The 21,695-nt window shown below is 28.7% G+C and carries 21 protein-coding genes; all 21 read left to right on the forward strand.

Annotated features, from left to right (window positions below):
• Nucleotides 1-27 precede the first annotated feature (27 nt).
• Nucleotides 28-1,557: an amidohydrolase gene (locus Q4A58_RS00150; RefSeq protein WP_303115313.1), complete on the forward strand. Its 1,530-nt coding sequence runs from the start codon at nucleotides 28-30 to the stop codon at nucleotides 1,555-1,557.
• A gap of 11 nt (nucleotides 1,558-1,568) precedes the next feature.
• Entirely contained in the window at nucleotides 1,569-2,708 is a 1,140-nt protein-coding gene (locus Q4A58_RS00155; RefSeq protein WP_303115315.1) for a BTAD domain-containing putative transcriptional regulator, read from the forward strand.
• A 232-nt stretch (nucleotides 2,709-2,940) separates the two neighbouring features.
• Nucleotides 2,941-3,951 (forward strand): glutamyl-tRNA reductase, encoded by a 1,011-nt coding sequence (gene hemA / locus Q4A58_RS00160; protein WP_303115317.1) that lies wholly within the window; start codon nucleotides 2,941-2,943, stop codon nucleotides 3,949-3,951.
• Between the two features lie 2 nt (nucleotides 3,952-3,953).
• Nucleotides 3,954-4,865: a hydroxymethylbilane synthase gene (gene hemC / locus Q4A58_RS00165; RefSeq protein ID WP_303115318.1), complete on the forward strand. Its 912-nt coding sequence runs from the start codon at nucleotides 3,954-3,956 to the stop codon at nucleotides 4,863-4,865.
• An 8-nt stretch (nucleotides 4,866-4,873) separates the two neighbouring features.
• Nucleotides 4,874-5,452, forward strand: a complete 579-nt coding sequence (locus Q4A58_RS00170) for a DNA-3-methyladenine glycosylase I (protein WP_303115319.1) — start codon at nucleotides 4,874-4,876, stop codon at nucleotides 5,450-5,452.
• Nucleotides 5,449-6,906, forward strand: coding sequence for a uroporphyrinogen-III C-methyltransferase (gene cobA / locus Q4A58_RS00175; protein ID WP_303115321.1), 1,458 nt, complete (start codon nucleotides 5,449-5,451; stop codon nucleotides 6,904-6,906). Before Q4A58_RS00170 ends, cobA begins: the two co-directional genes overlap by 4 nt.
• Nucleotides 6,907-6,916: 10 nt before the next feature.
• Nucleotides 6,917-7,300: a VOC family protein gene (locus tag Q4A58_RS00180; protein ID WP_303115322.1), complete on the forward strand. Its 384-nt coding sequence runs from the start codon at nucleotides 6,917-6,919 to the stop codon at nucleotides 7,298-7,300.
• A 146-nt stretch (nucleotides 7,301-7,446) separates the two neighbouring features.
• Complete coding sequence (hemB, locus tag Q4A58_RS00185; RefSeq protein WP_303115324.1) at nucleotides 7,447-8,415, forward strand: porphobilinogen synthase; 969 nt, start codon at nucleotides 7,447-7,449, stop codon at nucleotides 8,413-8,415.
• A gap of 17 nt (nucleotides 8,416-8,432) precedes the next feature.
• The gene (gene hemL / locus Q4A58_RS00190) at nucleotides 8,433-9,740 is read left to right on the forward strand and encodes a glutamate-1-semialdehyde 2,1-aminomutase (protein ID WP_303115327.1); all 1,308 of its coding nucleotides are present in this window, start codon (nucleotides 8,433-8,435) and stop codon (nucleotides 9,738-9,740) included.
• On the forward strand, nucleotides 9,730-10,200 hold the full coding sequence (locus Q4A58_RS00195) for a bifunctional precorrin-2 dehydrogenase/sirohydrochlorin ferrochelatase (protein ID WP_303115330.1): 471 nt from the start codon (nucleotides 9,730-9,732) through the stop codon (nucleotides 10,198-10,200). The genes hemL and Q4A58_RS00195 overlap by 11 nt, the downstream gene beginning before the upstream one ends.
• The gene (locus tag Q4A58_RS00200; protein WP_303115333.1) at nucleotides 10,200-11,648 is read left to right on the forward strand and encodes an ATP-binding protein; all 1,449 of its coding nucleotides are present in this window, start codon (nucleotides 10,200-10,202) and stop codon (nucleotides 11,646-11,648) included. The genes Q4A58_RS00195 and Q4A58_RS00200 overlap by 1 nt, the downstream gene beginning before the upstream one ends.
• 261 nt (nucleotides 11,649-11,909) lie before the next feature.
• On the forward strand, nucleotides 11,910-12,287 hold the full coding sequence (locus Q4A58_RS00205) for a RidA family protein (RefSeq protein ID WP_303115335.1): 378 nt from the start codon (nucleotides 11,910-11,912) through the stop codon (nucleotides 12,285-12,287).
• A gap of 263 nt (nucleotides 12,288-12,550) precedes the next feature.
• On the forward strand, nucleotides 12,551-13,996 hold the full coding sequence (gene nhaC / locus Q4A58_RS00210) for a Na+/H+ antiporter NhaC (RefSeq protein ID WP_303115337.1): 1,446 nt from the start codon (nucleotides 12,551-12,553) through the stop codon (nucleotides 13,994-13,996).
• Between the two features lie 142 nt (nucleotides 13,997-14,138).
• Entirely contained in the window at nucleotides 14,139-15,167 is a 1,029-nt protein-coding gene (locus Q4A58_RS00215) for a TRAP transporter substrate-binding protein (protein WP_303115339.1), read from the forward strand.
• A gap of 13 nt (nucleotides 15,168-15,180) precedes the next feature.
• Nucleotides 15,181-15,672, forward strand: a complete 492-nt coding sequence (locus tag Q4A58_RS00220) for a TRAP transporter small permease (RefSeq protein ID WP_303115341.1) — start codon at nucleotides 15,181-15,183, stop codon at nucleotides 15,670-15,672.
• Nucleotides 15,672-16,976, forward strand: a complete 1,305-nt coding sequence (locus Q4A58_RS00225; RefSeq protein WP_303115343.1) for a TRAP transporter large permease — start codon at nucleotides 15,672-15,674, stop codon at nucleotides 16,974-16,976. Before Q4A58_RS00220 ends, Q4A58_RS00225 begins: the two co-directional genes overlap by 1 nt.
• A 145-nt stretch (nucleotides 16,977-17,121) precedes the next feature.
• Nucleotides 17,122-17,529, forward strand: coding sequence for a YkvA family protein (locus tag Q4A58_RS00230; protein WP_303115344.1), 408 nt, complete (start codon nucleotides 17,122-17,124; stop codon nucleotides 17,527-17,529).
• A gap of 64 nt (nucleotides 17,530-17,593) precedes the next feature.
• Nucleotides 17,594-17,821, forward strand: a complete 228-nt coding sequence (locus Q4A58_RS00235) for a hypothetical protein (RefSeq protein ID WP_303115346.1) — start codon at nucleotides 17,594-17,596, stop codon at nucleotides 17,819-17,821.
• Nucleotides 17,822-17,843: 22 nt separating this feature from the next.
• Nucleotides 17,844-18,665, forward strand: coding sequence for a hypothetical protein (locus Q4A58_RS00240; protein ID WP_303115348.1), 822 nt, complete (start codon nucleotides 17,844-17,846; stop codon nucleotides 18,663-18,665).
• Nucleotides 18,666-18,704: 39 nt separating this feature from the next.
• The gene (locus tag Q4A58_RS00245) at nucleotides 18,705-19,568 is read left to right on the forward strand and encodes a hypothetical protein (RefSeq protein ID WP_303115350.1); all 864 of its coding nucleotides are present in this window, start codon (nucleotides 18,705-18,707) and stop codon (nucleotides 19,566-19,568) included.
• Between the two features lie 179 nt (nucleotides 19,569-19,747).
• Nucleotides 19,748-21,583, forward strand: a complete 1,836-nt coding sequence (locus tag Q4A58_RS00250) for a YadA-like family protein (protein WP_303115353.1) — start codon at nucleotides 19,748-19,750, stop codon at nucleotides 21,581-21,583.
• Nucleotides 21,584-21,695: the final 112 nt, after the last annotated feature.

Consider the following 21,695-nt stretch of genomic DNA (forward strand, 5'->3'; position numbering starts at 1 on the left):
GTGAAGATTTTTCTGGAGGAATAAAAAATGTATGCAGATATAATCATAAAGAATGCAAAGTGTGTAACTTTAAATGATGAAAAAGTTTTTGAATGGTTAGCAATAAAAGAAAAAAAAATAATTGCTATTGATAATGGAGGAAATTATAATTCTCTTATTAAAGAAACTACAATTATATTAGATGCAAAAGGGAAGACTGTTTTACCAGGATTTATAGATAGCCACTTTCATCTTGTGCAAACTGCAATGAATGAAGAGGGAGTAAATTTACAAAATGTAAGCTCCTTTAGTGAGATAGGAGAAAAAATAAAAAAAGCTAGTTCAAATTCTAAAGAATGTATTTTTGGAGTCAGATTAGATAAAGAAAAATTAAAAGAAAAAAAATTTCCAGACAGAAAAATTCTCGATAAATTTTCAGACGAAATACCTATTTGGATAAATAATTTAGATTACCAAGCTAGCATACTAAATACTTATGGACTTTTATATTATAAAATCCCATTTCGTATTGATGGAATAGAAGTGGATTCTAAAGGTGCTCCAACAGGAATTTTTAGAGGAAAGGCAAATGCAACTTTAAGAACTAATATATTAAATAGTTATCCAAATAAAAATAGAGAGCAGAATATTAGAAAACTTATACCCAAACTCCTTGAAGTTGGTATAACAACAGTGAATGCTATGGAAGGTGGCTATATGTACAGTGATAAAGATGCAAACTTTATATATGAGCATATAGCCGATTTTCCTGTTGATATTGTATTATTTTATCAATGTCTTGATTTAGATAAAGTGAGGGAGAAGAAACTAAATAGAATAGGAGGCAGTCTTTATATAGATGGAACTATGGGAGCTAGAACAGCAGCCTTGACATTTGAATATAATGATTGTCCAGGAGAAATGGGCTGTCTAATTTTTTCACAAAAAGAATTAAATGAATTTGTAGAAGAATGCTATCTCAACAAACTACAGTTATCTTTATACACTATTGGAGATAGGGCCATAGAAACAGCTTTAAATGCTCATGAATATGCAATGGAAAAAACAGGAATAAAAGGTTTGCGGCACAGGATGGAGCATGTAGAACTTGCTAGCATCTCACAGATAAAAAGAGCTAAAAATTTGGGAATAATATTTTCTATGAATCCCACTTATGAGAAATATTGGGGAGGCCCAGAAAAAATGTATTCTCAAAGATTAGGGGAGAAATATATAGAAACAAATAAATTCCGAGAAATTATAGATGAAGGAGTTATTTTATGTGGGGGTTCAGATAGTGATGTTTGCGAATATAATCCTTTCATAGGAATTTATTCTGCAGTAAATCACCCTGTAAAAAAGCATAGAATAAGTTTGTATGAAGCTTTAAAGATGTATACAATAAATGCGGCATATGCTATTTTCGAAGAAGATGCTAAGGGAAGTTTAGAAGTTGGGAAATTAGCTGATATTATAATTTTAGATACAGATATTTTTAAAATTGACATAGAGAATATCGATAAAGTAAAGGTTTTATGTACAATAAAATCTGGAAAAATACTTCATAGTGTAATCTAGTAGGAGTTCATATGTTAGAGATAAAATTTCTTGGTAAAGTAAAAATAGAATATGATGGAGAAAATATTACAAATAAATTTGGAGCAAAAACAAAGGCACTTTTAAGTTTATTAGTTTTGAATAAAAATAAACCATTAAATAGAGAGAAAATAGTTTCATATCTTTGGCCAGATAGTTCTGAGGATTCTGGAAAATTTAATCTCCGTTTTAATCTTTGGCAGTTAAGAAACGCTATAGGTATAGATAAAAATGGAAATAAATTTTTAAATACAGGAAGAAGCCACTGTGGGATAAATATAAATTATACTTTTAGCTGTGATATAATAGATATTAAAGCATTTGAAATAAAAGAAAAAATAACTATCAAGGAATTAGAAGAATTACGAAATAAATTTAGTGGTGATTTTTTTGAAGGTTTTTACTTTAAGAATTGTGAAGAATTTAATGAGAATATAATTTTAGAAAGAAGTTATTTTGAAGACAAAAAAATAAAAATTTTATTAAAATTAGTTGAGCTGTATGAAATAGAAAAAAATTTTGAAAAGTGCAGTGACATTCTTAAGGAATTAGCGAACATAGAACCCTATGATGAAGAAATTGCTCTTAGAATGATAGAAATATATGAAAAAAGTGGAAAAAGGAGCTCAGCTATTATATTTTATGATAATTTTAAAAAAAGGCTTATGACATTTTTAGGAATTTCGCCTTCTGAAGAGTTAGAAAGAAAATACTTAGATTTAAAATCTAAAGATATAAGAAAAGACAAACATAATATAATTATTGAAAAAGGAAAAGGATTAAATACAAACGAAAAGGAGATAATTATAGAGACTCATTGTATAGGCGAAGTAAAATATTATTGGATAAGTAATTTTTTAGATAGACTTACAGAAAGAATAAATATAGAGGATTACTTAAATAAAAGAGAGATAAAAGATTTAGGATATATTAATGTAAAGTTCATTACAGATGAATTATTAATTGCACCTCCTGATGTTAGACTGATTAATATTTTGCTAAAACTTTTAGAAGGGATGAATAATAAAAATAGGCTTATGATTAAAATAGTTAATATAGAGAAAATAGATTTAATTTCTAAAATATTTTTAGAAGAAATTGAGAAAAGAAAACTTGCTATAATAGAAAAATAAAGGGTAAACTAGTTGATTATCAGTTTACTCTTTTTTAATATATGATAACTATTTTATTTATTTTAGAAATTAAAAAAATTTTTTATATTTAATTTTTTGTTTTTTATGAAAAAAATAATAATTTAGATTTAGTTAAATACATTTTAATTTTGAAATTAAAATATATTTATTAATTTTTTTTAAAAAATAGTATATACTATTAGAAGTTATTAAATAAAAGAAGGGAAACGATATGTCAAATTTAGAAAATTTTATTGTTATAGGGGTATCACATGAGAGCCTTTCCTTAGATGAGAGGGAAAGATTTATAAAAACAAAACCTAAACAGATAATAGATAAATTATTTTTAGAAAAAAAAATAAAAGCTTATGTAAATCTATCTACCTGTCTTAGAGTTGAATTTTATTTGGAATTAGAAGATAAAATAAATTGTGAAGAAATAAAAGAATTTTTTTCTTTAAAAAATATCTATATGAAAAGAGCTTTAGAAGCTGTAGATTATTTATTTAAACTTAGCTGTGGTTTTCATTCAATTATTAAAGGTGAAGATCAAATTTTAACACAAATTAAATTTTCGTATTCAGAAGCACTTCAAAATAAACATAGTTCTAAATTAATAAATATTATCTTTAATAAAGCGGTAGAATTAGGTAAAAAATTTAGAACAGAGAGTAATATAGCTCATAATGCTCTTTCTTTAGAAGCAATTTCTTTAAAGTTTATAAAATCAAAATTTGATAATCTAAGCCAGAAAAATATTTTTATTTTAGGGATTGGAGATTTATCACAAGATATTCTAAGAATTTTATTAAAGGATAATTTAAAAAATATCTTTATAACAAATAGAACTTATCATACAGCAGAGCAAATAAAGGATAAATTTCCAAGTGTGAATTTAATTGATTATAGAGAAAAATATGAAGGTTTAGTTAAAGCAGATATAATAATAAGTGCAACTTCTGCATCTCATTATGTTGTTGAATATGAAAAATTTGTAGATAAAATGCAAAGAAATAGGGAATATCTATTTTTAGACTTAGCAGTACCAAGAGATGTCGATGAAAGATTAGCACTTCACAAAAATATAAGTATTTTTAACTTAGATGATATATGGGAAATTTATAGAAAGAATGTTTGTAATAGAGATAAAATTTTAGAAGAATATTCGTACCTTATAGAAGAACAACATAAAAAATTAATCGAAAAAATAGAAAATTCGTCTAAATATAGAAAAGGAGAATAGCTTTGGAAAAAAAAATAATTATTGGAACTAGAGGTAGTATATTAGCTCTTGCTCAAGCAAAAGAAGTGAAGAAAAATCTTTCTTTTTTCTATCCAGAATATAATTTTGAAATAAAGCCTATAACTACAAGTGGCGATAAGGATTTAAAATCAAATTGGGAAAATAGTGATAAATCTTTAAAAAGTTTTTTTACCAAGGAGATAGAACAGGAATTATTAGAAGGAACAATAGATATTGCAGTTCACTCTATGAAGGATATGCCTTCAATTTCACCGAAGGGACTTATCTGTGGTGCTATTTCTGAAAGAGAAGATGTAAGAGACGTATTAGTTTCAAAAGAAGGTAAGCTTTTTCCTATGCTTCCAAAAGGAGCAAAGATAGGAACAAGCTCACTTAGAAGAACTATGAATATGAAGACAGTAAGAGAAGATTTAGAAATTAAACATTTGAGAGGAAATATACATACAAGGCTTAAAAAACTTGAAGAAGAGGACTATGATGCAATAGTTCTTGCAGCAGCCGGACTAAAGAGAGTAGGGCTTGCAGATAGGATAACGGAATATTTAGATGGAACAATCTTTCCACCTGCTCCAGCTCAAGGAGCACTGTATATACAGTGTAGAGAAAATGACAGCTTCATAAAAGAACTTTTAACTTGTATTCATGATGAGAAAACAGCTAAAATAGTTGAAATAGAGAGAGAATTTTCAAAAATTTTCGATGGAGGTTGTCATACTCCCATGGGTTGTTATTCACAGGTAAATGGAGATAAAATAAAATTTACAGCTGTCTATTCTGATGGAGGAAAGCAAATTAAAGCCGTTGTTGAGGAATATTTATCAAAGGGAAAAGAAATTGCATATGTGGCAGCTGAAGAAATAAAAAGTAAAATTAATAAAGGAACTATACAATAGGAGTTTTTATGAAAAATTTAATAAGATGTGATTGGGCAAATAAAAGTGAATTAGAAAAAAAATATCATGATGAAGAATGGGGGATACCTGTTCATGATGATAAAAAACTTTTTAAAATGCTAATTTTAGAAGGAAAACAAGCTGGTTTAAGTTGGACTACTATTCTTTCTAAAATGGATACCTTATGTGAAGCATTTGATGATTTTGACCCTAATATTATTATAAAATATGAGAATAAAAAAGTAGAAAGTCTTTTAAAAAATGAAGGAATAATAAGAAATAAATTAAAAATAAATGCTGTTATCAATAATGCTAAGAAGTATTTTAAACTTTGTGAAGAATTTGGTTCATTAGATAGCTATTTATGGGCTTATGTAGATAATAAACCAATTAATAATTCTTGGACTAAGATTGAAGAAGTTCCTGCTAAAACAGAACTATCTGATAAAATAAGTAAGGATTTAAAAAAGAGAGGCTTTAAATTTGTAGGCAGTACCATAATTTATGCTTTTATGCAGGCAATAGGAATGGTAAATGATCATTTAGTAACTTGTTCTTTTTACCATAAAGTAGAGGAGAAAAAATGAAAAGAGGAAGAGCATATATAATTGGAGCAGGTCCCGGAGATTTTGAGCTTTTAACATTGAAGGCAAAAAGAATAATAGAAAATGCCGACTGTATTATATATGATAGATTAATTAGTAAAGATATATTGAAACTTGCTAAGAAAGATGCAGAACTTATATATCTTGGGAAAGGAAATACAGAAGGTGGTTTAATTCAAGATGAAATAAATCAGACTCTTGTGAAAAAATGTCTTGAAGGTAAAAATGTTGCAAGAGTAAAAGGTGGAGATCCCTTTGTTTTTGGAAGAGGTGGAGAAGAGATTGAAGCCTTGGTAGAAAATGAAATTGAATTTGAATTGATTCCTGGTATAACATCTTCAATATCCGTTCCAGCCTATGCAGGAATACCTGTAACACATAGAGGACTTGCAAGATCTTTTCATGTTTTTACAGGTCACACTATGGAAAATGGAAAGTGGCATAACTTTGAAAATATAGCTAAACTTGAGGGGACTTTAGTCTTTTTAATGGGAGTTAAAAACTTAGATCTGATAGTAAATGATTTGATAAAATATGGAAAAAGTCCTAAAACAGCAGTTGCCGTTATAGAAAAAGGTGCAACTGAAAATCAGAGGGTGACAGTTGGAACTTTGGAAAATATACTGAAGTTAGCTGAGGAAAATAAAATAAATCCACCAGCTATAACAATAATTGGGGATGTAGTAAACTTAAGAGAAACTTTTAAATGGTTTGAAAATAAAAATCCTGCTAAAAAAATATTGGTAACCAGAGATAAAAAACAGGCTATTGAAATGTCTCAGAATATTTCTAAAAGAGGAGGCATTTCTTTAGAATTAGCCCTTATAGAGATAGAAAACTTAAAAATAAATATGGAAGATTTAGTGAAATATAAGGCAATTCTATTTAACTCACCCAATGGAGTAAAGGCATTCTTTGAAAATATAAAAGATATTAGGAAGCTAGCAAATATAAAAATTGGAGCAGTTGGAGTAAAAACAAAAGAAGTTTTAGAAAGATATAAAATAGTTCCAGATTTTATGCCTAACGAGTATTTGGTAGATAAATTGGCAGAAGAAGTAGTTAATTTTACAAGTGAAAATGAAAATATTTTAATAGTTACATCTGATATTTCTCCCTGCGATATAGAAAAATATAATAAGTTATATAATAGAAATTATGAAAAACTTGTAGCTTATAAAACTAAAAAATTGAAAGTTGATAAAAAAGAACTTGTAGAAAAAATAAAAGATGTGGATATTATAACTTTTTTAAGTTCATCAACAGTTGAGGCATTTTATGAAAGCTTAGATGGAGATTTCTTTATTCTAGGAGATAAAAAAATTGCATCAATTGGACCTATGACCAGTGAAACTATAAGAAGATTAGGAATGAAAGTTGCTTATGAGGCAGAAACATATACAGCAGATGGTTTGCTTGATATAATTTTCAGATAGGAGCTATAAGATGAAAATAGAACACATAGCAATGTATGTAAATGATTTAGAGAAAGTAAAAGAATTTTTTATAAAGTATCTGGGTGCAAAATCAAACGAAATCTATCATAATAAAAATACAGATTTCAAGTCTTATTTTCTTTCTTTTGATGATGGAGCAAGGTTAGAAATAATGACAAAGCCAAATATTCAAAATGAAAAAAAATATTTACAAAGAACAGGTTTAATTCATATAGCTTTTAGCTTAGGAACTAAAGAAAAAGTTGATGAATTAACTGAAATATTAAAAAGAGATGGCTATGAAGTATTAAGTGGTCCGAGAACAACAGGAGATGGCTACTATGAAAGTTGTATTTTAGCTATTGAAGAAAACCAGATTGAATTGACAATATAAATAAAAAAGGCGTTGGAGCTATTGTAAACGGTATTTTAAAGATTTACTTAATAGACTTCAACCTTTTTTATTTAATTGTTTATATTTTTTAAAACTTATGCTATTATTTTAAATAAGAAATACTAATTTAATTTGAAAGGAAAAAAATGTTTACAAGGACAAGAAGACTTAGGAAAAACTTTCTTTTAAGAGAAATGGTAAAAAATGTAAATTTAGATATAAGTTCATTTATCTACCCTATTTTTGTTACTGATGGACAAAATATAAAATCTGAAATTCCATCAATGCCTGAGCAATTTAGATATTCGCTTGATAGATTGAATGAGGAATTAGATGAACTATTGAAACTAGGAATAAAGTCAATTTTACTTTTTGGGATACCAGAACACAAAGATGAGATAGGTAGCCAAGCTTATTCTAAGGATGGAATAGTACAAAGAGCAATAAGACAAATTAAAAAGAATTATGGAGATAAGTTTTTAATAATAACAGATGTATGTATGTGTGAGTATACATCACATGGTCATTGTGGAGTTTTACATAATTATGATGTAGATAATGATAAAACTTTAGAGTACTTAGCTAAGATAGCGTTATCTCATGCTGAGGCTGGTACAGATATAATAGCACCATCTGATATGATGGATGGTAGAATTTTAAAAATAAGATCTGAGCTTGATAAGAATAATTTTAAGGATATTTCTATTATGGCTTATAGTGTTAAATATTCATCAGCTTATTATGGACCTTTTAGAGAGGCAGCAGATTCTTGTCCAAGTTTCGGAGATAGAAAATCTTATCAGATGGATTTTAGAAATAATAAAAATTTCTACAGAGAAGTTGAAGCTGATACAGAAGAAGGAGCAGATTTTATTATGGTAAAACCTGCAATGGCCTATTTGGATGTTATAAAAAAAGTTTCAGAAGTAACAGATTTACCTGTTGTTGCATATAATGTAAGTGGAGAGTATTCTATGGTTAAGGCTGCTGCTCAAAATGGTTGGATAGATGAAGAGAAAATAGTTATAGAAAATATGTTTGCACTGAAAAGGGCAGGAGCTGAAATAATAATAAGTTATCATGCTAAAGACATAGCAAAATGGCTAAAGAAATAAATTTGTAGGAGATAAGAATGAAATTCGAAAATTCAAAAAATCTATATAAAAAAGCTCTTGAATTGATACCAGGAGGAGTTAACAGTCCAGTTAGAGCATTTAAATCTGTGAATAGAGAAGCACCTATCTTTATAAAAAAAGGTGAGGGAGCAAAGATTTGGGATGAAGATGGAAATGAGTACATAGATTATATTTGTTCTTGGGGTCCATTGATATTGGGACATAATCATCCAAAAGTTTTGGAAGCTGTAAATGAAATAATAGCAAATGGAAGTTCTTATGGTTTACCAACGAAATATGAAGTTGATTTGGCGGAGCTAATTATAGAAACAGTTCCTTCTATTGAGAAAGTTAGACTTACAACTTCTGGAACAGAGGCTACTATGTCAGCAGTAAGACTTGCGAGAGCTTATACAAAGAGAAACAAAATTTTAAAATTTGAGGGTTGTTATCATGGACATTCTGATGCCTTACTTGTAAAGTCAGGTTCAGGTCTTTTGACAGATGGCTATCAGGATAGTAATGGTATAACTGATGCAGTGATAAAAGATACTTTAACTTTGCCTTTTGGTGATATAGAAAAATTGAAAAAATTACTTCTAAATGAAGATATAGCCTGTGTAATTATAGAGCCTATTCCTGCTAATATGGGGCTTATAGAAACGCATAAAGAATTTTTAATAGAAGTTAGAGAAATAACAAAGAAAACAGGAACTATTCTAATTTTTGATGAGGTTATATCAGGCTTTAGACTAGCTCTAGGTGGAGCACAGGAATACTTTAACATCAGCCCAGATTTAACAACTCTTGGTAAAATAATAGGTGGAGGTTATCCTGTTGGTGCCTTTGGCGGCAAAAAAGAAATAATGGATTTGGTTGCTCCAGTTGGCAGAGTGTATCATGCTGGAACTTTGTCAGGAAATCCTATTTCAGCAAAAGCAGGTTTTGCAACTATAAAATACTTAAAAGAAAATAAAAAAGAAGTTTATAAGGAATTGGAAGAAAAAACTATATACCTTATTGAAAGAATAAATAAATTGGCAGAAAAATATTCGGTTAATATTTGTTTAAACCACTTAGGTTCTTTATTCACAATATTTTTTACAGATAGTCATAAGGTTGAGAATTTAGATGATTCTTTGAAATCAGATACAGAGAACTTTTCTATTTATTTCAATACTATGCTTGAAGAGGGTATAATAGTTCCGCCTTCACAGTTTGAAGCACATTTCTTATCATTGGCTCATACTAAGGAAGATTTAGATAAAACTTTAGTTTCTATTGAAAAGGCATTTAAGAAAATAGGAGAAAAAAATGGAAAGTAAATTTTTTCCAGTAAGCATTGATTTGACAAATAAAAATGTTTTAGTAGTAGGTGCTGGGAAAATTGCATTCAGAAAGGTTGAGACACTAGTAAAACAGGGCTGTAATATAAAAGTTATAACAAGAACTGTTGAGGAACAAAACTTTGAAAAATTACTAAAGGATAAAAAAATTTTCTTAGAAATTGAAAGAGAATTTAAAGAGGAAGATTTAAAGGATATTTTTTTAGTTGTTGCCGCTACATCAGATGAGAAAATGAATAAATATATTTCTGAACTATGCATATCCAGAAATATTTTAGTTAATAACATAAGTTCAAAAACTGATATGAATTTAAGATTTTCAAGTATTTTTGAGACAGAAGATTTTCAGATTGCTGTATCAACAAAAGAGGGGAATCCTAAAAAAGCATTAGAAATAAGGGATATGATAAGAGATTGTTTTAATAGAGGAGAAAAATAGTGAGAAGATCAAAAATAAATCCTTTAATTGATATTAATTATATAAAGACCACTCCTGAAAATGTATATTTTGATGTTAAATCTTCAAGAATAAAATCCAAAGATTTAGCAACTCATTTTTCAGCTTTCGCTAATGCTGGAGGTGGAGTAATCGTTGTTGGAGTTAGTGACAATAGAGAATTTGAGGGTTTTATAAATATATCAATTGAAGATTATAATAATATCATTTCAGCACCTAAAAACTGTTGTTCGCCTATGCCTAATTATGATGTTGAAGAGCTTGAAATTATTAACAAAGAAGGAAAAAAAGATAAAATTGTTATATTTCATATTGAAACTGAAATAAATAGAATAATCCGTACAACAGATAATAAAACATATCTAAGAATTGCTAACAAGACTAAAGAACTTAGAGGTGAAGATTTAATAAATTTAGAATATGCTAAGAATAGAAGAAAATACGAGGATGAGATAAATGAATATGCCACATTAGAAGATTTAGATTTCAAACTTTTAGAGGAATATAAAGAAAAAATATCAGCTAAACATCTAAAAGTAGAGGAAGTTTTAAGAGCCAGAGGTTTTTTAGTTAAAGAAAAAGGAAAAAATTATTTAACAAATGGTGCATTACTTTTATTCGCAAAAAATATTTTTCAATTTTATCCTAATTGTCGAGTCAGATTTATTAGATATGAGGGTAACTCTATGGAAGTTGGCACAAGAATGAACGTTTTAAAGGACCAAAACATAGAAGATTGTATATTAAATATAATTCCGAAAGCAATTAACTTCATTTCTACTCAGTTGAGAGAATTTATAAGTCTTGATAAGGAAAGTGGTAAATTTAAGACAATTCCAGAATACCCTGAATTTGCATGGACAGAAGGAATTGTAAATGCAGTAACTCATAGAGAATACTCACTTCAAGGAATTCATATTGTTGTTTCTATGTATGATGATAGGTTAGAAATATTGAGTCCAGGTAAATTGCCAAGTATAGTTACATTAGAGAATATAAAAGAAACAAGATATTCAAGAAACTCAAGAATTGCAAGAGTATTGACTGAATTTGGATGGGTAAGAGAACTAAATGAAGGTGTAAAAAGAATTTATGAAGAAATGAAAATATTTTTTCTAGATGAACCAGAATATTATGAAACTGGAGAAAGTGTAAAGTTAGTATTAAAAAACAATATTGTTATGAGGAAGTTGAGGCAAAGCATTAGATTAGAAGAAATGGTGTCAGAAGAATTATGGAAAACATTTGATAAAATAGATAAAAATATTTTAATTTATATTACTGGAAGAGGAAGAACCAACAGAAAAGAAATTGAAAAAGAAATTTTAAAATCAACAGCAACTGTAAATAGAAGATTAAAGAGATTGATAGAATTAGGAGTAATAGAGAAGGATATTCATAATTATATTCAAATGAAAATAGAAAAGTAGTATTATTAATAAAAAAATATTGATGAGCAGCAAAAAGCTATAAATGAGCAGCTAAAGTTGTCAAAAAGCTAAAAACATAAAATTTTACTAGTAAAATCAATAAAAATTGATGAGCAGCAAAAAGCTATAAATGAGCAGCTAAAGTTGTCAAAAAGCTAAAAACATAAAATTTTACTAGTAAAATCAATAAAAATTGATGAGCAGCAAAAAGCTATAGATGAGCAACTAAAATTATTAATTTTATAAAGGAGTTGATTTATAATGAAAAAAATTATTAACACTGTAAATGCACCTGCAGCAATTGGACCTTATTCTCAAGCGATTGAAGTAAATGGAACCCTTTATGTGTCAGGGCAAATTCCATTTGTACCATCCACAATGACTTTAATTTCTGACTGTGTTGAAGAACAAACAACACAATCTTTAGAAAACGTTGGAGCTATTTTAAAAGAAGCTGGTTATGATTTTAAAGATGTAGTAAAAGCTACTGTTTTTATCAAAGATATGAATGACTTTGTTAAAATAAATGGAGTTTATGAAAAATATCTGGGAGATGTAAAACCTGCAAGAGCTTGTGTAGAAGTGGCAAGACTACCAAAAGACGTAAAAGTTGAAATAGAGGTTATAGCTGTTAAATAAGTACTTGCCTTTATTGAATATTTTAGAAAAAATAAAATATGCGTCAGTATTACAATAAAAATAAAAGAGCTTACTATAAAATAGATTTTTTAAGTTTTTAAGGTCACAAATATACCAGATTACTGCAGTTTTTGGACATTAACAATTATAAGGCTTATTTAATCATTAATTTTAATAAGCTCTTTTTGTTTTAATTTCTCCTTTTATAAGATTTATAAAGAATAAGTATGAAAATAACTATTAAATTTTAAGGGGGTATTTATATGATTGTAATAAGAAAACCTAAAATTTGGGAAGCTTTGGTTCCGATTATAGGAATGGCAATTATTATTGTTTATTCAATGATAGTTTTAAAAATTGATCCTCATATACCTATTGTCATATCAACCGTACTTGCAGGAATTATGGCATTAAAGGTAGGTTGTACTTGGTTTGAAATTAGAGATGGAATGATTGAAAGTATTTACCGTGCTGTGGAAGCCTTAGTTATTGTTATGATAGTAGGAATGCTTATAGGTTCATGGGTTTTAGCAGGTTCTGTACCAGCTATGATCTTTTATGGTTTAGAGTTGATTTCGCCTAAATATTTTCTGCCTACAGGTTGTATCCTATGTGCTATTGTATCAGTAGCAACTGGTAGTGCTTGGACATCAGGAGGAACAATAGGTGTTGCACTTATGGGGATAGGAACTGGTTTGGGGATAAATCCAGCTCTAACAGCAGGTATGGTTGTATCAGGAGCATATTTCGGAGACAAAATTTCTCCTTTATCTGACAGTACAAATGTCGCAGCGGCAGCAGCAGAAACTGATTTATATCTTCACGTGAAATCCATGATGTATACAACAGTTCCCAGTTTTATAATTGCATTAGTTTTATATTTCATTGTTGGGCTGAAATATAATAGTTCTACAGTTAATTTAGAAAATATAACTTTAATAAAAAATGCTCTTTCTTCAAGTTTTAATATTAGTCCTTGGCTATTAATACCACCAATTGTTGTACTTATAACAGCAGTAAAAAAAGTTCCAGCAATACCTTCTCTTTTAATTGCAACAATTGTGGGTGGAATATTTGCAATAATATTTCAAAATGCAAGTTTTGTAGATGTATTAAATGTGTTGCAAGATGGTTATGTGGGTGAAACAAATATTGCAATTGTAGATAAACTGCTTACTAGAGGAGGAGTAAATGGAATGTTATGGACTATTTCCCTTATTATATTTGCTCTGTGTTTTGGTGGAATTTTAGAAAAAGCTAGATTTACAGAGGTAATACTAGAAAAATTGATTCAATATGTACATTCTGTAGGAAGTCTTGTAGCTACGACTATAGTAACAGGGATTCTTTGTGATTTTGTTTTAACAGATCAATATTTAGCAAATATAATACCTGGAAGAATGTTTTATAAAGTTTATGATGATATGGGATTAGAGAGATATTATCTTTCAAGGACCTTAGAAGATGGTGGTTCATTATGGTCACCAATGTTTCCTTGGAATGGTTGCGGTGCATATCAATCAGCTACTTTAGGAGTGCCTACTTTTTCATATTTTCCATACGTATTTTTAAGTTTAATAAATCCAATCGTTTCAATTTTTATGGCTTATATGGGAATTGCAGTATTTAGAAAGAAACTTGAAGAAAATGGAATTGAAATTATAGAAGTAGAAAATTTAAATGAATTGGATAATATAAGAAATAGATAATAAAAAAATATGAAAATATTTAAATTTAAATGTAATAAAAAATTACAATATATAGTTAAAATTATTTTGACAATTTATATATATATTGTATAATAAAATCATAGCTGGTATTAAAAATAAATTTAAAAGGATGTGGTATGTTATGAAAAAGTTTTTAAGTTTTTTATTTGTAATTTTTACAGCAACTTTTATGTTTTCTTGTCGTCCTTCTGATTCAGGTTCTGGGACACAAAAAGCTGATGAACCTATAGTTATAAAAATAGGTCATACAGACTCTAGTTCTCGTTCTACAAATATTTGGAGTTTGGAGCTAGGAAAAATTTTAGAGGAAAAAGCTCCAGGAAAATTCAAGATTGAGGTTTATCCTGATGGACAATTAGGAGATACACCAGACTTGGTAGCAGGAGTAAAATTAGGTACTGTTACTATGATGTTTGATTTATCGGCAGCAGTTACAGCAGCAGCTGGTCCAGAATCTGCATGTATAGATTTACCTTATTTATATCCAACTTATGAAGATTGGATAAAGGGAACTTTTGAAAATGGTGGATTGCAAGTATTCAATGAATATTTGGCAAAACAAGGTTATTATTGTATAGATATGTATTATAATGGAATGAGACAAGTTGCCAGTGTTAAAAAGAATTACCATAATTCAGATGACTTAAAAGGTCAAAAAGTTAGGATTGCTCAAAATGAATTAAATGTTGCTATGTGGGATGCTATGGGAGCAAATCCAACTCCTATGTCATGGGGAGAAGTTATAACTTCACTATCACAGGGGACGATAGATGCACTTGATCACTCATTAGGTGTATTCAATGACTTTTCATTGCATAAAATAGCTCCTTATATAACATTGACTAACCATGCAAGTTCTCCATTTCCGATAGTTTGTTCTTTAGATTGGATAAATTCACTACCTCAAGACTTAAGAACTACTTTAGAGGAAGCAGTTAAAGAAATTGCAAAGAAACAAAGAGATGAAGAAAGAGGAAATGAGTTAAAATACATAGAAAGATTTAAAAATGAAGGTGCTACTGTCCAAGAATTAACGGCTGATGAAATAGTAGCTTTTCAAGAAAAAGTTAAACCCGTATATGATAATTGGAGAAAGAAAGTTGGGGACGAAGTTATGGATAAATGGTTAGCAACAGTTCCTAAAAAATAATTAGGGTGAAATTATGAAGAAGAAAAACAAAATAGTAAATTTTCTTGATAGTTTAGAGGAAATTGTTTTAGTAATAATGTTTGCACTTATGGTTCTAGTAATTTTTGGTCAAGTTATTATGAGATATGTTTTTAATAATTCACTATCTTGGTCTGAGGAATTAGGAAAGTTTTTGTTTGTTTGGATTTCGTGGATAGGAATAAGTATAGGTGCAAAGAGAAAAGAACATATAAAGATAACGATGTTTGTAGATAAATGTTCACCTAGGAATGCATTAATTTGTGAAATTTTATCAGAAGCTGTTGTATTTGGTATTTGTGCTGTAACAGCATATTATGGAATGGAACTTGTAATTTCACAGGCTCATATTAATTTCGCTGGAATAAAAATTAGTATGTCTTGGGGCTATTTATCAGTTGTAATAGGCTGCATAATAATGATGCTAAGGAATTTAATAATAATAAAATCTTCCTTCAATTCTTTAAGAAAAGGAGGGGATGTATAGTGACTTTTTTAGTACTTTTTATAGTCTTATTTTTGATGTTAATGATAGGAGTGCCAGTTGGTTTTGCTATTGGTGGAGCTACAATGGTTTCCATGTATTTTTGTTCCAATTTAAATATGGTTGTAAATGCTCAATATTGTTTTTCAGGGATAAATTCATTTACAGTTATGGCAATTCCTTTCTTTATGCTAGCTGGATTAATTATGTCAACTGGAGGTATAGCTAAAAGAATTGTTGCTTTTGCTTCAGCACTGATAGATTTTGTGACAGGAGCATTAGGTTGTGTTACAATTTTAGCATGTATGTTTTTTGGGGCTTTATCTGGTTCTGGTATGGCAACTACCTCAGCCATTGGTGGAATGATGATACCAGAGATGAAGAAAAAGGGTTATCCTTCTGAATATGCAGCTACTTTAGTTTGTTTTGGTGGAATAGTGGGACCTATCATTCCTCCTAGCCTGTCTTTTGTACTTTATGGAGCAACAACAAATACTCCTGTTCCAAGTTTATTTTTAGCAGGAGTTTTACCAGGAATCCTGTTAGGGTTGGTATTTTTAACTATAAATATAGTTTTTTGTAAAAAAAATAAAATAGAAGTGAGGGAAAGGGAAGAAGAAGGAGATACTCTAGCCGAGATATTAAAAAATAGATTGAAGAGAATATGGCTTGCAACAAAAGAAGGAATTTGGGCGTTATTATCACCAACAATTATTTTAGGTGGAATTTATTCAGGAGTTTTTACTCCAACTGAAGCTGCCTGTGTTTCAGTTGTTTATTCTGCATTGGTAAGTTATTTTGTGTATAAAGATTTAAATTTAAAAGCACTTTATAATACACTTTTAGATGCAGCAGTCCTAAATGGAATAACTTCATTTTTACTAGGTTATTCAACAGTTTTCTCTACATTTATGACTTTTGAAAAAGTTCCACAAATGATTTCAACATTTTTGACAACAGTGTCAGATAGTCCTTTTGTAATTCTATTTTTTATAAATTTAATACTTCTATTCATTGGATTATTTTTGGATACGGTTCCAGCAATAATAGTAATGGCTCCAATGCTTTTACCAACAGTAAAATCATTAGGAATAAATCCTGTTCACTTTGGAGTTATAATGGCAGTAAATTTAGCTATAGGACTTTGTACGCCACCTTATGGCTGTAATCTTTTTGTAGGAGCTGCTGTTGCTAAAATAAAGTTAGATAGTATGTTTAGGTTAATTATACCTTTCTTTTTAGCAGCTATTGTCGCTCTTGCTATGATAACTTATATTCCATGGCTATCATTGGTTTTTATAAAATAAAAATAAATTAGGGAGTTTATTATTAATTGAAAAATTTATAATAACTTCCTTTTTTTATATTAAAGTTGTAAAATAAAGTGTATACACATAAAAATTATAAGGTTTTAGAAAACATGAATTTAAGATATTTTAATTTGGAGGAAAAATGAGTAAAAGAATAGAAGATTGGAAAGAGGAGGAATACTATAAGTATAAAGACAAATTTTCAGATAATGCTTTTTGGAATAAATTAAAGAAAATTGCAAAAAAATTAGGTTTAAAAAGCACGGCTTATGTTCTGACACTTTATTATGTACTTCAAAAACCTGAGGTTTCTAAAAAAGATAAGGCACTGATACTTGGCTGCTTGGGCTATTTTATCTTACCTTTCGATTTGGCACCTGATTTATTTCCTTTAGTTGGCTACAGTGATGATTTTATAGGAATGATTTTTGCTCTCAAAAGATGTTTAAATTATGTAAATGATGAGGTAAAAGAAAAGGTTGCCGAAAAGCTACTTTCTTGGTTTAAAGTTGAAAAGGACTATGTTGATGGGTTATTGGAAAATATTTAATTTAAGATAAGAGAGTAAGTAATATTATAAGAGAAAAAATAAAGAATTTAAAGGAGGTCTAAAAATGGTAGTACCTATTTATCCTATATTTGCTGTGGTTGCTTTTTTGCCACTTATCATAGTTATTCCTATGTTTTTCTTAGTAAAAAAGACTATTCTTAAAAATGATGTAGCGACACATAAGCCTGGTCCAACACCTAAAAGACTGATAGCCTTAGTTATTTTATTAATAACATATATAGTTCCTGTTGTGTTACTTTATAATTTCTTGATAACTAAAGTTTGGTGGTAAAATTAAAAAAGGAGTAGTCTAAATGTCTGAGATAAAATTTAGATATAATAAGTATTCTGAAACTATGCTATATTTTATGGTTATTTCAGGTGTAATTTTAGGTTTTTTAATCTATACTATAATTATTTATTACTCTGGAATTATTAAAGGTCCAGAATATTTACCTCTATATTTGAAAAAATATAAAAAGTATGTCATATACCTAATATTTGGCTTAATTCCAATTTGTATGTTAGTACCTACTTACTTAGTAGCTAAGTATTGGGGGAGCAAAGAAGAAGAAGGAAGTATTAAACTTTATGATGATTTTGCAATCTTGTATTGGGATGGACAAGAAATAAAAATTAATAAGGGGGAATTGAGTATCAAATTTATGTCGCCTCGCTTGCAGTGGTATGTACTTTATATAATAAAGACACAAAAGAGGAAAATAAAATTATGTAGCTCTGTTATTGAATGGAAAGAGGATAAAGGCAATAGATTTGCTCTATCACTTGATATTGCAATGGATAAGCTTATGTATTATGAAAAAGGTGCAAAAATGAAAGAGCTGGAAGAAACTTTAGTTCATTTTTATGAATTGGAGATATTAATTGGAATAAGTACTCCTGAGATTTTTGAAAATACTCAATATTATGTTGATTATGACAGTGTAGTTACTATACCTGAGGGAAGATTTGCCACTTGTTTAATAAGAGAAAGGGGAAATCTTATTCATGTGGTAGGAGATTTAGGAATTGATATAAGTTTATTGAGAATTGATCAGCTAAATGAAGAAAATTTAAAAAAACAAGTTATTACTGGAGTAATTGAATTGGATGAACAGGTAGACTTATATAATTAGCAATTACTAAAGTTTTATATTAATTTTAGGAGGCTAAAAATGAAAAAAAATGAAAAGCTTGGCTTATGGACTTTAGTTATATGGAATCTAACAATATTTGGAATTTTAACAGTCTTATTTATAAAACTTTTATTAAGATTTGAGAGCAAAGCTTTGGTTGCTCAAGAAGAATATATTATTCTTGCTATGATAGGAATATTTATTATAGTAACTATAAAACCTACATTTAATAATATAAAAAAACTTTATCTACATTATAAAGTGGATATAAATGAAGAAGAAAACAAAGAAATATTTATATATGACTATGCATTTATGAAGATGTATCAAAAACTTAGTTTAAGAAGGATGTTTTTATCAATAATGATACCTTTTTTATTTGTTTTTACTTCCATAGTAATAATTTATGTTTCTCTTTTTTCAAGTGGAGCATATTCCATAAGAGAAGCATTTAATTTTTGGGAGCCAGCATTTTCAATTATTCCGAAGAGAACTTTAATACTTGTTATTGCTGGGGCTCTTTTTTTGTTTTTTAAGATTTATTCAGGACAAAAATATAAGGAAAAGCTTCTTTTTAAAATTTATGATACGGCAACAGAGGAAGAAATAAAAATTTTAGATAGTATAGAGGAGAAGAAGTATAGTTATGTATTTACAAAAGAATTTTTAATAAATTGGGATGGAACTTTAAATATTATCCCATTAAAAGAGATAAAGGAGATAAAATATGTAAAATACTTTTATTTTCTAATATATGGTATAAGATTGAGGATTAAAGCTAATAAAAAATATATAATTTGGGTTCATGGACCTTCTGAAGATGAATGGATAAAAAGAGGATTTTTATCAGCTGATAAAAGAACTGGAAAAAGTGTAAGTATGGATATAAATCTTTTTATATAGAATTAAGAAAAAATTTTTGTAATGTAATAAAAATATTTTATTTTTAAAACTAAAAAATGTTAAAATTTAATACATAAAACTATTGCGTTTTTATTAATATTATATTACACTATAATGGTTGATTTTAAAGATGTAATTATTTTTAAAATTAAAATCATTTTATTTTTTGGGGGGATTTTGTGAAAAAAAATTTTAGATTTTTAATGTGTGTATTACTAATTTTTTATGGTAAACAATTATTTGCAGACAAATATCAGTTAGGTGATGGAAGTGTAGCACATTCAGATAAAAGTATTGCAATAGGTCAAAGCTATAAAGAAATAGATTATGACGGAGATGAAATTATTAGAAAAAATGAAGCAGGAAATCCTGAAAAATCAACTGAAAAACTTTATGCAACAGCTGTAGGAACAGCAAATAAAGCAAACAATAACTTAAGTGTTGCTGTTGGAAATTTCAATACATCAACTGGCAATGAAAGTATGACTTTTGGTAGAGGGAATATTTCAAGTGGAAATTACAGTCAATCTTTTGGTTCTTATAATACTTCAGAAGGAGGTTTCGCTTCAACTTTTGGTTTTAAAAATACTGCAAAGGGTGCGAACAGTCAAACTTTTGGTTCTTATAATACTTCAGAAGGAAATTATAGTTTAATATTTGGGTTAGAGAACCACACTAAAGGAGGATCTAGCACGGCATTTGGTAGAAATAATGAAACATACTCGCTATTTAGTGATGCTTTTGGAAGTAATAATACTGTAAAAAAAATGTCTGATATAGCTTTTGGTAGTGGAAATATTGCAGAAGGGGGAGGAAGCTCAGCTTTTGGATCTGGAAACAAAGCAAGAGGTTCTGTTAGTACAGCTTTTGGTACTTGGAATGAAACTAATGAATATCTTAGTATAGGTTTTGGTCATAGAAATACAGTGGATGGAGAAAAGAGTATAGCTACTGGAGGACAACTTTATATTTCAGGTAAAAATTCAGGAGCTTTTGGTAGAGGAGAGTATAATTTTCAAGCTCTGCAATATGACGATAAAGAAAACTATAAATATAGAATAGAAGGAGATAATTCATGGGTTGTGGGTGCTCATAATAATATTTCTAAAGATACTACAGATAATTTTATATTTGGGAATAAAAATGCTATAAGTGGTAATTTTTCAATGGCTATGGGATATGGAAATATAGTTTCAGGAGAAAAATCAACAGCAGTTGGATATAAAAATGAAGTTAGTGGAAATAATTCAGGAGCCTTTGGAGATCCAAACAAGGTAACAGGACACCGTTCTTATGCCTTTGGGAATGATAACAATATAGCAGGCAATGATAATTTTGTAATGGGTTCCAATGTAAATATAGCAGCTGGAATAGCAAATTCAGTAGCGCTTGGTAATAATTCAGCAGTGTCATCTTCTAATGAAGTTTCGGTAGGTTCAAGCACAATTAAAAGAAAGGTAACTAATGTTGCCGATGGAGAAATTTCTGAAACATCAACAGATGCTATAAATGGAAGTCAACTTTATAAGGCTATGCAAGATAATAATGTAATTGGAGATTTAAGAGTTGATTTAGGAAATTTAAAATCAGAAGTAAATCATGTTGGATCACTTAGTGCTGCTCTATCAGCTCTACATCCTATGCAATATGACCCTCAAGCACCAAATCAAATAATGGCAGGCTTTGGTCACTATAGAAATAAGCAATCTATAGCAGTTGGTATGAGTCACTATTTCAGTGAAAATGTATTAATGACAGCAGGGCTTGCAATAGGCAGCGAAAGAAGAGTAAAGACTATGGCCAATATAGGTCTAGCTTGGAAGTTAGGTAAGGGAGGTTCTACGTCTGCAACTAATACACCTACCTATATAGTACAAGATGAAATGAATAGACTTACAAAAGAAAATAATCAGTTAAAATCAATAGTAAATTCACAAAATGATAAGCTTGTAAAACAGGATGAAAGAATAAAAAATTTGGAAGAAAAACTTGAATTATTAATAAAAAATAAATAAGTAATAGATGCTATTGTAATAGTCCCTTTATTCGTATATAAATATAAAACTATAGGTTTAAATGACTTTTTATTAAAATACTTTATAGAATAGAGATGTTTAGAATAATATT

Source organism: Fusobacterium sp. (genome assembly GCF_030528405.1).
Taxonomy (GTDB): Bacteria; Fusobacteriota; Fusobacteriia; order Fusobacteriales; family Fusobacteriaceae; genus Fusobacterium.